15 protein-coding genes are annotated in these 14,948 nt (G+C 67.1%); 9 read left to right on the forward strand and 6 right to left on the reverse strand.

From position 1 onward, the window contains the following. Positions 1-156, forward strand: a 156-nt coding sequence (locus tag C7411_RS34110) for a 4Fe-4S dicluster domain-containing protein (protein WP_133253749.1), incomplete at its 5' end; no start/stop codon positions are given. 93 nt (positions 157-249) lie between these two features. On the opposite strand, the gene aroC is transcribed toward C7411_RS34110, so the two are convergent. From aroC to C7411_RS34125, 3 genes are all read right to left on the reverse strand, one after another. Further along, the gene (gene aroC / locus C7411_RS34115) at positions 250-1,350 is read right to left on the reverse strand and encodes a chorismate synthase (RefSeq protein ID WP_110388505.1); all 1,101 of its coding nucleotides are present in this window, start codon (positions 1,348-1,350) and stop codon (positions 250-252) included. A gap of 137 nt (positions 1,351-1,487) precedes the next feature. Next, a complete protein-coding gene (locus C7411_RS34120; protein WP_110388506.1) occupies positions 1,488-3,473 on the reverse strand; it encodes an MFS transporter in 1,986 nt (661 codons plus the stop codon). A 105-nt stretch (positions 3,474-3,578) separates the two neighbouring features. Next, the gene (locus C7411_RS34125; protein ID WP_110388507.1) at positions 3,579-4,034 is read right to left on the reverse strand and encodes a CBS domain-containing protein; all 456 of its coding nucleotides are present in this window, start codon (positions 4,032-4,034) and stop codon (positions 3,579-3,581) included. Positions 4,035-4,350: 316 nt separating this feature from the next. Between C7411_RS34125 and C7411_RS34130 the strand changes: the two genes are divergently transcribed. The 3 genes from C7411_RS34130 (at position 4,351) to C7411_RS34140 (ending at position 6,955) form a co-directional block, all read left to right on the forward strand. Further along, positions 4,351-5,703, forward strand: coding sequence for an O-acetylhomoserine aminocarboxypropyltransferase (locus tag C7411_RS34130; RefSeq protein ID WP_110388549.1), 1,353 nt, complete (start codon positions 4,351-4,353; stop codon positions 5,701-5,703). Then, on the forward strand, positions 5,700-6,539 hold the full coding sequence (locus tag C7411_RS34135; RefSeq protein WP_110388508.1) for an alpha/beta fold hydrolase: 840 nt from the start codon (positions 5,700-5,702) through the stop codon (positions 6,537-6,539). Before C7411_RS34130 ends, C7411_RS34135 begins: the two co-directional genes overlap by 4 nt. 95 nt (positions 6,540-6,634) lie before the next feature. After that, entirely contained in the window at positions 6,635-6,955 is a 321-nt protein-coding gene (locus tag C7411_RS34140; protein WP_110388509.1) for an Mpo1-like protein, read from the forward strand. Between the two features lie 46 nt (positions 6,956-7,001). Here C7411_RS34140 and C7411_RS34145 read toward each other — a convergent pair whose 3' ends face one another. Continuing rightward, positions 7,002-8,303, reverse strand: coding sequence for a YihY family inner membrane protein (locus C7411_RS34145; RefSeq protein ID WP_181431409.1), 1,302 nt, complete (start codon positions 8,301-8,303; stop codon positions 7,002-7,004). A gap of 93 nt (positions 8,304-8,396) precedes the next feature. On the opposite strand from C7411_RS34145, the gene wrbA reads away from it, so the two are divergent. The 4 genes from wrbA (at position 8,397) to C7411_RS34165 (ending at position 11,886) form a co-directional block, all read left to right on the forward strand. Further along, on the forward strand, positions 8,397-9,014 hold the full coding sequence (gene wrbA, locus C7411_RS34150) for an NAD(P)H:quinone oxidoreductase (protein WP_110388510.1): 618 nt from the start codon (positions 8,397-8,399) through the stop codon (positions 9,012-9,014). Continuing rightward, positions 9,011-9,427, forward strand: a complete 417-nt coding sequence (locus tag C7411_RS34155) for a DUF2069 domain-containing protein (RefSeq protein ID WP_373682745.1) — start codon at positions 9,011-9,013, stop codon at positions 9,425-9,427. The genes wrbA and C7411_RS34155 overlap by 4 nt, the downstream gene beginning before the upstream one ends. 191 nt (positions 9,428-9,618) lie before the next feature. Beyond that, positions 9,619-11,049, forward strand: a complete 1,431-nt coding sequence (locus C7411_RS34160; RefSeq protein WP_110388511.1) for an FAD-binding oxidoreductase — start codon at positions 9,619-9,621, stop codon at positions 11,047-11,049. A gap of 30 nt (positions 11,050-11,079) precedes the next feature. After that, positions 11,080-11,886, forward strand: coding sequence for a metallophosphoesterase (locus tag C7411_RS34165; RefSeq protein WP_110388512.1), 807 nt, complete (start codon positions 11,080-11,082; stop codon positions 11,884-11,886). A gap of 22 nt (positions 11,887-11,908) precedes the next feature. Here C7411_RS34165 and C7411_RS37720 read toward each other — a convergent pair whose 3' ends face one another. Both C7411_RS37720 and C7411_RS34170 read right to left on the reverse strand, forming a co-directional pair. Further along, entirely contained in the window at positions 11,909-12,052 is a 144-nt protein-coding gene (locus tag C7411_RS37720) for a hypothetical protein (protein WP_165822954.1), read from the reverse strand. Positions 12,053-12,209: 157 nt separating this feature from the next. Beyond that, positions 12,210-13,148 (reverse strand): LysR family transcriptional regulator, encoded by a 939-nt coding sequence (locus C7411_RS34170; protein WP_110388513.1) that lies wholly within the window; start codon positions 13,146-13,148, stop codon positions 12,210-12,212. Between the two features lie 156 nt (positions 13,149-13,304). Here C7411_RS34170 and C7411_RS34175 point away from each other — a divergent pair, with 156 nt between their 5' ends. After that, positions 13,305-14,942 (forward strand): efflux transporter outer membrane subunit, encoded by a 1,638-nt coding sequence (locus C7411_RS34175; protein WP_110388514.1) that lies wholly within the window; start codon positions 13,305-13,307, stop codon positions 14,940-14,942. Positions 14,943-14,948: the final 6 nt, after the last annotated feature.

Below are 14,948 nucleotides of genomic sequence, written 5' to 3' on the forward strand. Positions count from 1 at the left end.
TACGAGTTCGTGAAGAACGAGGACGGCAGCGACCGTCTGCAGATCAACGCGCAGAACTGCGTGCACTGCAAGACCTGCGATATCAAGGACCCGACGCAGAACATCGTGTGGGTCACGCCGGAAGGCGGCGGCGGGCCGAACTATCCGAACATGTAAGTTCGGCAAGCGAAAAAAGCCGCTTCAGGTGCGAGCCTGAAGCGGCTTTTTGTTGTTCGCGCAACGAGTACGGCTCACGCCGCACGGTCGGTCTCACTCGTCGCTGGCCGCGATCTTCGGCGTCGTCACGACGACGTCGGCATTCTGCGCGCGGTGGCGCAGCGCGTGATCGATCAGCACGAGCGCGAGCATGGCTTCGGCGATCGGCGTCGCGCGGATGCCCACGCATGGGTCGTGGCGGCCGAAGGTCTCGACCGTCGCGGGATCGCCCGCCTTGTCGATCGAGCGTCGCGGCGTGCGGATGCTCGAGGTCGGCTTGATGGCGATCGAGACGGTGATGTCCTGCCCCGTCGTGATGCCGCCGAGCACGCCGCCAGCGTGGTTGCCGTGAAAACCGTTGGGCGTGAGTTCGTCGCCGTGCACCGAGCCGCGCTGTGCGACGCTCGCGAAGCCCGCGCCGATCTCCACGCCCTTCACCGCGTTGATGCCCATCATGGCGTGCGCGATATCGGCATCGAGCCGGTCGAACAGCGGCTCGCCCCAGCCCACCGGCACGCCGCTCGCCACCACGTTCACGCGCGCGCCGATCGAGTCGCCGTCCTTGCGTAGCGCGTCCATGTAGTCCTCGAGTTGCGGCACGACGTCGGCGTTGGGCACGAAGAACGGATTCTCGTGCACGTGCTCCCAGCTCACGAACGGCACGTCGATCTCGCCGAGCGCGCGCATGTAGCCGCGCACTTGCACGCCGAAGCGCTCGCGCAGCCACTTCTTCGCAACGGCGCCTGCCGCGACCGTGGGCGCCGTGAGGCGTGCCGACGAGCGGCCGCCGCCGCGGTAGTCGCGAATGCCGTACTTCTGCCAGTAGGTGTAGTCGGCGTGACCGGGACGGAAGGTCTCGACAATGTTGCCGTAGTCCTTGCTGCGCTGATCGGTATTGCGGATCAGGAGCGCGATGGGCGTGCCCGTGGTGCGCCCTTCGAACACGCCCGAGAGAATTTCGACCTTGTCCTCTTCCTGACGCTGCGTCACGTGACGCGACGTGCCGGGGCGGCGGCGGTCCAGGTCGGTCTGGATGTCGGCTTCGGTGAGCACCATGCCGGGCGGGCAGCCGTCGATGACGCAGCCAATGGCCGGGCCGTGGGATTCGCCGAAGGTGGTGACGGTGAAAAGCGTACCGAGCGTGTTGCCGGACATGGCGGTCGTCCAAAGGGAATCGGGGAATCCAATATTATGCCAGCCCGCGCGCGGCGACGCCCGACCGCGCGGTCGGGCGACAGGCGGCGCGAGGCCGGTTTGGGCGGCTCAACCGGCCGCCCCGCGTGACCCATGCGTCAGCGCCGCGCGCCGCGCAGCTCCGCCACCGTCTCCTGCAAAAGTTCGAGTGTGGCGTCCGCCGCCGCGATCGGTTCGCCCACCGCGAGCGTCAAACGGCTGGTCAGGCCTCGCCGCCTCGGGTGCTCCTGCCCCGAGGCCGCAAAGCGCGAGAACGCGCTGCCCCAGAGCCCACGCAGCGCCATCGGCACGACGGGAACCGGCGTGCGCCGCAAGATTTCGGTCACGCCGTGCCGGAACGGGTTCATGTCGCCCGTGCGCGTGAGCTTGCCCTCCGGGAAAATGCAGACGAGATCCCCCTCGGCCAGCGCCGCCGCGCACGCGTCGTAGGCCGCGTCAAGTGCGGCCGGATCCTCGTGCGCGGGCGCAATCGGAATCGCCCTGGCATGGCGGAACACCCAGCCGAGGAACGGCGAGCGGAAGATCTGCTGATCCATCACGAAGCGGATTGGCCGCGGGCTCTCGGCCATGATGACGATCGCATCGACATAGCTCACGTGATTGCAGACGAGCACCGCTGCGCCCTCGGGCGGTATGCGTTCGGTGTGTACGAGCCGCACGCGGTAGACCGTATGTACGAGCACCCACGCCACGAAGCGCAGCAGGAACTCGGGCACGAGCGTGTAGATATAGGCCGCCACGACGATATTGAGCAGCGCCGTGGTGAGGAAGATGCCGGGAATGCCGACGCCCGCGGACGTGAGCGCCATCGCCATGAGCGCCGAGACGATCATGAAGAGCGAATTGAGGATGTTGTTCGCGGCGATGATGCGCGCGCGGTGGCTCGGTGTGCTGCGGCTCTGGATCAACGCGTAGAGCGGCACGCTGTAGAAGCCGCCGAACATGGCGAGCAGGAACAGGTCGGCGAGCACGCGCCAGTGCGCGGCGATGCGCAGGAATTCGCCCACCGAAAGCAGATGGGACGCGGGAGGCAACGCGTGGCTCGCAAAGAAGAGGTCGATGCCGAACACGCTCATGCCGATCGAGCCGAGCGGCACGAGGCCCACCTCGATGCGCCGCCGCGAGAGCCGCTCGCAAAGCAGCGAACCCGAGCCGATGCCGAGCGAGAACATCGCAAGCAGCACGGTCACGACGTCGGGATCGGCCGACATCACGTCTTTGGCGAAATTGAAGAATGACGCCAGAAACGTTGCGCCGACGAACCAGAGCCACGAGATGCCGAGCAGGCTCAGAAACACCGTGCGGTTGCCGTGCGCGAGGCGCAGGTTGCGCCAGGTTTCGGAGAACGGATTCCAGTTGATGCGCAGATCCGGCTGCGACGGCTCGCACGGCGGCACGAAAGCCGACGCCACGCGCCCCGCGAGCGCGATCGCGATGCACATGCCGCCAAGCCACCATGCGCCGAGCGGCGGCCCAGCGTCGCCGTGCGCGGACGCGGCATCCATCGCCCCGATACCCGCTGCCACGCCCCCGACGATGGTGCCGAGCAGAATCGCGACGAACGTGCCCATCTCGACGAGCCCGTTGCCGCCGACCAGTTCCTCCGGCGCGAGCCGCTGCGGAAGATACGCGTACTTGACCGGCCCGAACACCGTGGAATGCACGCCCATGAGGAACGTGCACGCATACAGCAGCGGCGCGCTGTGCATCCAGAAGCCGGCCGCGCCGATCAGCATGACCGCGATCTCGAAGGTCTTGACCCAGCGCGTGAGCATCGCCTTGTCGTACTTGTCGGCGACCTGGCCCGAGGTGGCGGAAAAGAGCACGAACGGCAAAATGAATATCGCCGAAATGAGGAACGCGACCGTCTTCGGATCGACGCCCGAAAAGCGCGCGGCCTGATAGGTGACGAGCGAGGTGAAGCCGATCTTGAAGACGTTGTCGTTCATCGCCCCGAGGAACTGTGTCCAGAAAAACGGGGCAAAACGACGCTGGCGCAGCAGCGTGAATTGCGATGCGTGGTCGCCCTCATGGTGCACTTTGCGCTTGTCGCGCTGCGCCGCGGGCATCGGTCTATCGTTCATCGAGCAGGAGTCGCACTGACGGAAATCATGAGGCCCAGACGCGAAAAAGCGCGCCTGACGCGCGCTTTTTCATGCTGACCAACCAGATTGTTGGACGGCGCGCGCTCAGCGCGCCGGCTGATGCTCCTCTTCGGGCCAGTCGCGAATATACGCCTTGAGCAGCTTGTTCTCGAAGCCCTGCGCCTCCACCACGGCCTTCGCCACGTCGTAGAACGAGATCACGCCCATGAGCGAGCGGCTTTCCATGACCGGCAGGTAGCGCACATGGTGCTCGAGCATCATGCGGCGCACTTCGTCGACCTCGGTTTCCGGCGTGCAGGTGATGGGATGATCGTCCATGACCTTGCGGATCGTCGTGGTGCCGACGCTGCCGCCGTTCGCGCGCAGCGTGAGGATGATCTCGCGGAACGTGAGCATGCCGACCAGATCGCCGTACTCCATGACGACGAGCGAGCCGATATCGTGCTCGGCCATGGTGTTGACTGCCTCGTGCAGCGCAGTATCGGGCGTGACGGTGTAGAGCGTGTTGCCCTTCACCTTGAGGATGTCGCTGACACGCATGATGTGTCTCCAGGAATGCCGCTAGCAATGCGGGAAATGCTGAAAAGATGCCTACCTGATTCGATCCTAGCGGAAAGACTGTTAAAAGGAAAGCCGCGCGGCGGGCGCTCCGCGGCGCGCCGAAACGTCTGCCGAAAGCCATGGCAAGGGGTTTTCCGGCGCGAAACTGGCTACGCCCGCGGCCATACGGCGCTCACGCAGGGCGGCCTCCATCCGGCCCAAAACGCCCGGCCCGGCGTCCCCGCGCCCCGCCGCCGGTGTTACGATGCCTTTCACCCTCGATATCAGGCCGGTTCGCGCCGGCCGCGCCGCCACGATGTCATCGAATCCCGCATCGAATCCCGCATCGAATCCCGATAGCCGTTTCGACACGCTCGCGCTGCACGCCGGCGCGGCGCCCGACCCTGCCACCGGCGCCCGCGCGACGCCGATCTACCTCACCACGTCGTTCGCGTTTCGCGACACCGACCACGCCGCCGCGCTCTTCAACATGGAGCGCGCGGGCCACGTGTACTCGCGCATCTCGAACCCGACCGTCGCCGTGTTCGAAGAGCGCGTGGCCGCGCTCGAAGGCGGCGCGGGGGCGATCGGCACCGCCAGCGGCCAGGCGGCGCTGCATCTCGCGATCGCCACACTGATGGGCGCGGGCTCGCACATCGTCGCCTCGGCAGCACTCTACGGCGGCTCGCACAACCTGCTGCACTACACGCTCAAGCGCTTCGGCATCGACACGACCTTCGTGAAGCCCGGCGATCTCGACGCCTGGCGCGCGGCGCTGCGGCCCAATACGCGCCTGCTGTTCGGCGAAACGCTCGGCAACCCGGGCCTCGATGTGCTCGACATCGAAGCCGTCGCGCACATCGCCCACGGCCATGGCGTGCCGCTCCTCGTCGATTCGACGTTCACCACGCCTTACCTGCTGCGCCCCTTCGAGCACGGCGCGGATCTCGTCTATCACTCGGCCACCAAGTTTCTCGGCGGCCATGGCACGACGATCGGCGGCGTGCTGGTCGATGGCGGGACCTTCGACTTCGACGCGTCGGGCCGCTTTCCCGAGCTCACCGAGCCCTATGCAGGCTTTCACGACATGGTGTTCAGCGAGGAAAGCACGGTCGCGCCGTTCCTGCTGCGCGCACGCCGCGAGGGCCTGCGCGACTTCGGCGCATGCCTGCATCCGCAGGCCGCGTGGCAGTTGCTGCAAGGCATAGAAACGCTGCCGCTGCGCATGGAGCGGCATGTGGCGAACGCACGGCGCATCGTCGAATTTCTCGCCGCGCACGAGGCGGTCGAATCGGTCGCGTGGCCCGAGTTGCCGAGCCATCCCGATTACGCGCTGGCGAAGCGTCTGCTGCCGCGCGGCGCGGGCGCCGTGTTCAGCTTCAACCTGCGCGGCGGCCGCGCGGCGGGCAAGCGCTTCATCGAAGCGCTCACGCTGTTCTCGCATCTGGCCAACGTCGGCGACGCGCGCTCGCTCGTGATCCACCCCGCCTCCACCACGCATTTCCGCATGGACGCCGCCGCGCTTGCCGCCGCCGGCATCGCGGAGGGCACGATCCGGCTCTCGATCGGGCTCGAAGACCCCGCCGATCTGGTCGACGACCTCAAGCGCGCGCTGAAGGCGTCGCAAAAAACATCGAACGCCAGGTCCGCCGGCAAGGAGGCGTCATGATCGTCGACGTCGCCGGCAAGCCGGCCTATGTCTACACGGCCTCGCGCGCCATCGATCGCGCGCTGCCGTTCGCGGTGTTCGTCCACGGCGCGCAGCACGACCACAGCGTCTGGGCGCTGCAATCGCGCTATTTCGCAAACCACGGCTTCAATGCGCTGGCCGTCGATCTGCCCGGCCACCTGCGCAGCGCGGGCCCCGCGCTCACGAGCATCGGCGCGCTCGCCGACTGGCTCGCGGCGCTGCTCGACGCGCTGAACGCGCCTCAGGCCTTCGTCGCCGGCCACAGCATGGGCTCGCTCATCGCGCTCGAATTTGCGGCTCGCCATCCTGAGCGCGCGCAGCGCATCGCCCTGCTCGCCACCGCGTTCCCGATGACGGTCGCGCCAACCCTGCTCGAAGCCGCGCGCGAGCGCGAGCCGGAGGCGATCGCGCTCGTCAACGCGTGGTCGCACTCGACGCTCGCCGCCAAGCCGTCGAGCCCCGGGCCCGGTTTCTGGCTGCGCGGCGTGAACCGGCGGCTCATGGAGCGTGTGTCCGCGCGCGGCGAGCCGCAGCTTTTCCATACCGATTTCGCGGCGTGCAACGCTTACGCGGACGGCCTCGCCAGCGCCGCGAAGGTGCGTTGCCCGGTGCGCCTGATCGCCGGCAAAGGCGACGCGATGACGCCCCCGCGCGCGGCGCGCGGCCTCGCCGATGCCCTCGCACAGGCCGGCACGCCGGTGGACACGGTCACGCTGGACGCGGGCCACGCGCTGATGACCGAGCAGCCCGATGCGACGCTCGACGCGCTCTATGCTTTTGCAACGCAGCAAACGCCGGGCGTGGGCAACGGCTGACGGTTGGCGTGAGCCCGGGTTGCACGGTCGTTCGGAACGCCGGAAAATGCCTGAATCAACCATCCCCTGCGTGCTCTCGCAGAAAGGAGGAGACAGTGCAACCCACCACGCATACCGAGCACTTTTCGAGTTTCGCGCAGTTCTATCCGTTCTATCTGAGCGAGCATAGTCATCCTGTGTCGCGGCGGCTGCATTTCATCGGGTCGCTCGGCGTGATCGGCTTCGTCTCCATGGCGATCGCCACCGGCAACTGGCTCTGGCTGCCGCTTGCCATCGTCTGCGGCTACGGCTTCGCGTGGGTCGGACATTTCAGGTTCGAGAAGAACCGCCCGGCCACCTTCCGTCACCCCATCTACAGCCTGATGGGCGACTGGGTCATGTTCGCGGATATCTGCCGCGGCAAGATTTCTCTCTGATTCGAATCCGATGCGGAGGCGCGCCTGTCATAGGCGCGCTCCATCGTCACGCCGCCGGATGCGGGAGCACCGGCGGATGCTCCTCCGTGAGCGCCGGGACACGCCGCGTCGCGATCAGCGACGCGAGGGAAATGCCAAGCTTGTCGTTGTCGAGCGCGCCCAGCAGCAGGTGCGCATCGATACTGCTCGACTTGAGCTGATACGCCAGTTCCTCGCGATCGATCGCGAAGCGGTCGAAGATGCGCGCGACCGAAATGCGCGCGGGATTGCCGATCAGCAGGAACAGCGTTTTCGCGCGTTCCTCCTGTTCGAGACGCCCCACGAGCTCATCCTCTTCAAGGCCGTTGATCAGGCGCGTGACCGTGGCCAGGTCGCGCCGCAGCAGCTGCGCCAGTTGCTCGGCCGTGCGGCCCGGCTCGCCCGCTTCGCGCGCGTCGGCGAGGCCCGCGAGCAGTTCGAGCGCGTCGAGCAGATCGCTGCCCGGAAAGCGTGGCCGGTCGAAGCGCCCGGTGCGGATTTCGGGCAACGCCGAGGTGATCATCGCGCCCACGAGCGTGATGAACCAGCTCAGGTACATCCACAACAGGAACATCGGCGCCGCCGCGAACGCGCCATAAACGGCGGTGTAGGTCGGAATGCGCCGCACGTAGTAGCCGAAGCCGCGCTTGGCCGCCTCGAAGGCGATCGCCGCGGCGATGCCGCCCACCAGCGCGTCGCGCCATTGCACGCGGCAGTTCGGCAAGTACACGTAGAGCATCGTGAACGCGAGCGCCGTGAGCGGCAGCGACGCGCCGATGAGCATCCAGTCGAAAATGCCCGAAACGTGCTGCTCGGTTGCGATCGCAGCGGAACGCGTGAACACGTACGAGGAGATCGACAGGCTCACGCCGATCAGGATCGGCCCGAGCGTGAGGATGGCCCAGTAGACGAGCACGCGCTGCGCGAACGGCCGCGCCTTGCGCACGCGCCAGATCAGGTTGAAGGCCGACTCCACGGTCATCATCGTCATGACCGAGGTGACGAAGAGCACGATCATGCCCATCGTCGTGAGGCCCTTGGCCTTCGACGCGAACTGGTTCAGGTACTTGAAGATCTGGCTGTTGATCTGCGCCGGCATGAGGTGATCGGCGAGAAAGGCCTGCAGCGAGTTCTGGAACGACGCGAAGATCGGAAACGCGGTGAAGAGCGCGAATGCGACAGTGGCGAGCGGCACGAGCGAGAGCAGCGTGGTGAACGTGAGGCTGCCCGCGACCTGCGCAATGCGATCTTCGCGACTGCGCCGCGCCGCGAAGCGCGCGAGCCGCTTCACGATGTCCAGATCGATCTTCACCCTCGACAGCACATCCATTGACCCGCTTTCCTCGCCACCGTGAACACGTTGATTGCCGCGCATCGGCGGCAAACCCAACCCCTATAATATCCCGTCCACCGACGAGGCCCGATGAAACCGATTCTTGTGCTCTATTACAGCCGGCATGGCGCAACGCGCGAACTCGCGCGCGCGATCGCCCAGGGTATCGACAGCGTTGCCGGCGCCGAAGCGCGCGTGCGCACGGTGCCGCCCGTCTCGACGGTCTGCGAGGCCACCGCGCCCGATATCCCCTCCGACGGCCCGCCCTACGTCGAACTGCGCGACCTCGAAGAATGCGCGGGTCTCGCGCTCGGCTCGCCCACGCGCTTCGGCAACATGGCCGCGCCGCTCAAGTACTTCCTCGACGGCACCACGCCCCAGTGGCTTGCGGGCGCGCTCGCGGGCAAGCCCGCCTGCGTGTTCACGTCGACGGGCAGCCTGCACGGCGGCCAGGAAAGCACGCTGCTCTCGATGATGCTGCCGCTGCTCCATCACGGCATGCTGCTCGTGGGCATCCCCTACACCGAAAGCGCGCTCGCCACCACGCAGGGCGGCGGCACGCCCTATGGCGCCTCGCATCACGCGCGCCAGGACGCGCGCGGCCACGGCTTGAGCGCCGACGAGAAGACGCTCGCGAGTGCGCTCGGCGTACGGCTTGCGCGCGCGGCGCTCGCGCTCGGCGCCAGCGAACCAGGCCAGCGGCTGTGAACCCCGGCGCGCAGGGCGTCACCGAGCCCATCGCCCAACGGCGTGGCGCGGCGCTCGGCGCCTTTGCGATGCTCGCCGCGCTCACGCTGCTGTGCATTGCGTGGGAATGGCGGCTCGCGCCGCTGCGGCCCGGCGGCAGCGCGCTCGTGCTCAAGGCCGTGCCGCTCGCCATCGCCCTGCCCGGCGTGCTGCGACGCAGGCTCTACACGCTGCAATGGGCGGCGATGCTCGTGCTGCTCTACTTCGCGGAAGGCATCGTGCGCGGCATGACCGATCCCGCGCCCGGCAACCGGCTCGGCTGGCTGGAAGTCGCGCTTGCGCTAGGCTTCTTCGCGTGCGCGCTTGCCTATGTCGCGCCGTACAAACGCGCTGCAAAGCGTGCCGCAAAGCCGACGAAACGCGAGTCGGCATAGGCGGCTCAATCCGCGCCTCAATCCGCGCCTCATTCCGCGGCTCATTCCACCGCGCATCCACGCCGCGTCGGCATTGTCCGCGACCGCTGCGTGAAGGCTATCCCCGTGTCAAACTACGCGTTTGAGCCTCGCGACTTCAAGACAATCGCGCCGCGAGCCAGTCGAGCCCAGGCGCGAACCTCCGGGACACCATGACCGACTCCACCGCCTGCCAAGCCTTTCTCGACGCCTGCGCCGCCGCCATCGGCGTGCAAAACGTGCTGACCGACGCGCACGACACCGCACCCTACCTCGCCGACTGGCGCCGCCGCTACCAGGGCGCGGCCTTCGCCGTGCTCTGCCCGGCCAATGCCGAGGAAGTCGCCGCTGTCGTGAAACTCGCGCACGCGCATCGCGTCGCGCTCGTGCCGCAAGGCGGCAACACGGGCCTCGCGGGCGGCGCGACGCCCGACACGAGCGGCAGCCAGGCCGTGCTGAGCCTGCGCCGCCTGAACCGCGTGCGCGAAATCGACGCGCACAACAACACGATCACCGTCGAAGCCGGCGTGATCCTCGCCGAAGTCCAGGCGCGCGCACAGGAAGCGGGCCGCCTCTTCCCGCTATCGCTTGCGGCCGAAGGCAGCTGCACGATCGGCGGCAATCTCTCCACCAACGCGGGCGGCACCGGCGTGCTGCGCTACGGCAACACGCGCGAGCTGTGCCTCGGCCTCGAAGTCGTGACGCCCCAAGGCGAGATCTGGGACGGCCTGCGCGGCCTGCGCAAGGACAACACCGGCTACGATCTGCGCGATCTCTTCATTGGCGCGGAGGGCACGCTCGGCATCATCACTGCCGCCGTGATGAAGCTGCATCCGCTGCCGGCCGCGCGCGTCACCGCGCTCGCCGCGCTCGGCTCGGCGCATGCGGCGCTCGACTTCCTCGCGCTCGCGCAGCGCTACGCCGGGCCGCTGCTCACGGGCTTCGAGCTGATGTCGGACTTCTGCATGCAGCTCGTCGGCCGTCATTTCCCGCAACTGCGCTATCCGTTCGCGGAACATCACGCGCAGGTCGTGCTGCTCGAACTCTCGGACAACGAAAGCGAAGCACATGCGCGCGCACTCTTCGAGCGGCTCATGGAAGAAGCGCTCGAACAAGGTCTCGTGGAGGACGCCGTGGTCGCGGAAAGCCTCGCGCAATCGCAGGCGTTCTGGAATATCCGCGAGCACATTCCGCTCGCGCAGGCGCAGGAAGGGTTAAACATCAAGCACGATATCGGCGTGCCGATCTCGCGTATCGGCCACTTCATCGAGGAAACCGACGCCGAAATCGCCCACGCGGTGCCCGGCGCGCGCATGGTCACCTTCGGCCATCTTGGCGACGGCAATCTGCACTACAACGTACAGGCGCCCGAAGGCGGCGACCCGAAGCGCTTCCTCGCCGACAATGAGAAGACGCTGAACCGCATCGTCTACGACAGCGTGGATCGCCATCGCGGCACGATCAGCGCGGAACACGGCCTCGGGCAGTTGAAGATCGATGAAAACCTGCACTACAAGAGCGAGGTCGAACTCGCGCTGATGCGCGCGATCAAGACCGCGCTCGATCCGCTGAACCTGATGAATCCGGGGAAAGTGCTGCGCTGAACGCGCAGGCCGCAAGGAGCCGACATTGTGTTGAAGATCCGCGTGCTGTCCGACCTGCATCTGGAAAACGACGAGCCCGACACGATCCCGCATGCGCAGGCCGATCTCGTCGTGCTAGCGGGCGACATCCACAATCATGGTCTCGGACTGCGCTGGGCGGCGCAAACGTTCGATCCGAACGTGCCGGTGGTGTACGTGCCCGGCAATCACGAGTACTACGACGGCGACCTCGGCGCGCTGGAAACGGCGATGCGCGACGCCGCCTCCACGCTCGACAACGTGCACTTTCTCAACGACGGCGTGTATGTCGATCCGGCGGGCCGCTTCCGCGTGCTCGGCACCACGCTCTGGACGGACTTCGCCCTCTTCGGCGCAGGCGAGGCCGCGCGCGAGGCCGCCATTGCGGCCGCCATGCGCGTGATGCTCGACTTTCGCGGATTGATCCAGGTGTCCTGGCCGGATAGCCCGCAAGCGCTCGCACGCGACTTCACGCCAGCCGACTCGCTCGCGCTCCATGCGCGTTCGCGCGCGTGGCTCGAAGCGGAACTGGCAAAGCCCTTCGCGGGCGCGACGATCGTCGTCACGCACCACGCGCCGCACAGGCAGAGCCTCGCGCCGCGTTACGCGGAAGATCTCGTGTCGGCGGGATTCGTGAGCGATCTCGACGCGCTCGTGCGCGCGCCTGTCGCGCTATGGATTCATGGCCACACGCATACGTGCTTCGACTACACGGTCAACGGCACGCGCGTGGTGTGCAATCCGCGCGGCTATCGCGACCGCCGCACGGGGCAGCCGGAGAATCCGGCCTTTGCGTGGGACAAGGTGGTGGAAATCTAGCGCGGCAAACGTGCCCGCGGCTTTATTGCATGCGTGCGTCGTCGCGGCGCACGCGCAGCGTCACGGGCTGCAGCTGCGCGCGGCGCATGCGCAGCAGATCGCGCGATGCCGCGATGCCGATCAGGCCCATCATCACGGCGATGCCGATCATCAGATGCGTATCCATGTAAGTTCCCGGTGTTGGCAAATAGAGGGTTGCGTGAAACAGTCCCGCTACCTTACCAAGCCGCCGCGCCGCCGGGCGTAAGGAAATGTTGCCATCTGCGCAAGCTGTAACAGGCTGTCACCGGCCGCCTGCCGATCGGGCGCCTGGGCGCAGCGCCTCAGGTGCGTATGAACTGGCGCAGCTCGTTCTGGTCCCGCGCGAGCGTCGAGGGCATGCTCTCGCGCAGCAGTTCGACCCACGTGCGGATCTTCGCGTCGAGATACTGGCGTGACGGATACACCGCGAAGACGTTCATCTCCTGCGACTTGTACTCCGGCAGGATCCATTGCAGTTCGCCGCTGCGCAGACCGCTGATCGCCGAATAGATCGGCAGCAGGCCCACGCCCATGCCCTCGCGCACGGCCACCGCCATCGCCTCCGCCACGTTCACCTGGAAGGTCGCCGCGCCGAGATCGACGGTCGTCTCGCCTTCGGGGCCGGTGAACTGCCACTGCGCGGTCGGGAACACGGGTGTCACCATCTGCAGGCAGGTGTGCTGCGCGAGATCGGCGGGCTTTTGCGGCACGCCGCGCTTTTCCAGATACGCCGGCGAGGCAACCGCGATGCTGAACGCGCTCGTGAGCCGCTGCGATACGAAACCCGAATCCGGCAGATCGGTCGCGACCACGAGGGCCACGTCATAACCTTCGTCGAGCAGGTCCGGCATGCGCTGCGCGAGCGTGAGCTCCACGTGCACGTCGGGATAGCGCTGCTGATACTGCCCCACCGCCGGCACCACATAGTGCTGGCCGAAGCTCGTCATGGCGTGGACCTTGAGCTTGCCCGAGGGGCGCGCATGCGCGTCGCCGGCTTCCGCTTCAGCCTGATCGACGTAGGCCAGGATCTGCTCGCAGCGCTGCAGGTAGCGCTCGCCCGCCTCGGTGAGCGCGATGCGGCGCGTCGTGCGATTCAAGAGACGCGTGCGCAGATGCGCCTCCAGATCGGAGACCGCGCGCGAGGCGTAAGCCGTGGTCGTGTTCAGGTATTGCGCCGCGCCCGTGAAGCTGCCTGCCTCCACCACCCGGACGAATACACGCATGTTTTGAAGCGTATCCATACCAATCCTCTATCTGACACACGAATTGTTTCATATTTCGCAAGATCGATTGTCTCACCTTTCGTAAAAATGCCTTGCATCCTTACCGGTTATTCACCAATCGCGCAAAAAATATAATGACGCACAGTGATTCATAGCCAAGATAAGGAGTAAATCGTGCAGTCTCCGGTACCGAAAGGACTAGCCGCACTCACGGTTCTTACGTTCTCGTTGATAATCGCGGGCTGCGCCAGTACCGGGGGCATCGCACCGCAAGCGCAGCAGGCCGAAGCCGCGCAACTCGACGCCGGAGCGGCGATCCGCGCGGCCAACACCGACGCCGCCTGGCCCGCCAGCGACTGGTGGCGCGGCTATAACGACCCGCAACTCAACGCCTGGATCGAAGCCTCCGTGGCCGGCAACCCTTCGCTTGCCGCCGCCCAGGCGCGGGTGCGCGAGGCGCGCTCGATGGTGGGCGTGGCCCAGGCCGGGCTCCTGCCGCAAATCAACGGCAGCATGTCCATTCAGCGTCAGCAATGGTCCGACAACGTTTATTACGGACCGGGGCCGCTCGCGGGCGCGAACACGTGGAACAACACGGCGACGCTCGGCCTCTCGTATCACCTCGACCTCTGGGGCCAGGACAGGAACAACGCCGAGCGTGCGCTCGACGTGGCGCACGCCACGGCTGCAGACGCGCGCGCGGCGCAGCTCGAACTCGAAGTCAACGTCACGCGCACCTACATCGAGATGTCGATGAACTACGCGCTGCTCGACATTGCGAAGCAAACGCTCGCCCAGCAGCAGCGCATTCTCGCGCTCGCGCAAAAACGCCTCGCCGGCGGCATCGGCACCCAGCTCGAAGTGAGTCAGGCGCAAACGCCGCTGCCCGAGTACGAGCGCCAGATCGACGCGCTCGAAGAATCCATCGCGCTCGGCAAGAACCAGCTCGCGGCGCTCGCGGGCAAGGGGCCGGGCGCCGGCGAATCGATCGGGCGCCCTGCGCTCTCGCTCGCCGCGCCCGCGGGCCTGCCCTCGGCGTTGCCCGCCCAGTTGATCGGCTATCGCCCCGACGTGGTCGCGGCGCGCTGGCTCGTCGCCGCGCAGGCGCGCGGCATCGACGTCGCGAAGGCCGACTTCTATCCGAACGTGAACCTGCTCGTTTCGATGGGCGGCTACGCGGCGGCCGGCCCGCTGTTCCAGTTCCTCAAATCGATGAGCGGCAGCTACTCCGCGGGTCCCGCGCTGTCGCTGCCGATCTTCGACGGCGGACGCCTGCGCGCGCAGCTCGGCGCGCAGTCCGCCTCGTACGACATCGCCGTCGATCAATACAACCAGACGATCGTCACCGCGCTCAAGGAAATCGCCGATCAGGTCGTGCGGATGCGCTCGCTTGCGACGCAGGAAGACGACGCGCATCGCTCGGTCGCGGCCGCGCAGCGCAATTACGATCTCGCGCAGGAAGGCTTCCGCCGCGGCCTGACCGACTATGTCAACGTGCTGATCGCGCAAACGCAACTGTTGCGCGCACAGGAAGGCGTCGCGCACGTCCAGGCCGAGCGCCTCGCCGCGCACGCGACGCTCGTCGCCGCGCTGGGCGGCGGCATGATCGACGCCTCGAGCGATGCCGCGGCGAAGGGCCCGACCGAAGCCGAGCAACGCCCCGCGCACGGCAAGAAGACGCGCGACGTGCCGCTCATGCCCGCGGCGCTGCTCGCCCCGCCCGGCTCGCACGCTTCGTCCGGGCCCGACGCCGCCGATGCGCGCGCATCGGGCACATCGGGCAACGCTGGCGCGACCGGCGCGGCGCACTGAGGCAGC

It is taken from the genome of Paraburkholderia silvatlantica (genome assembly GCF_003096715.1).
Classification (GTDB): domain Bacteria; phylum Pseudomonadota; class Gammaproteobacteria; order Burkholderiales; family Burkholderiaceae; genus Paraburkholderia; species Paraburkholderia silvatlantica.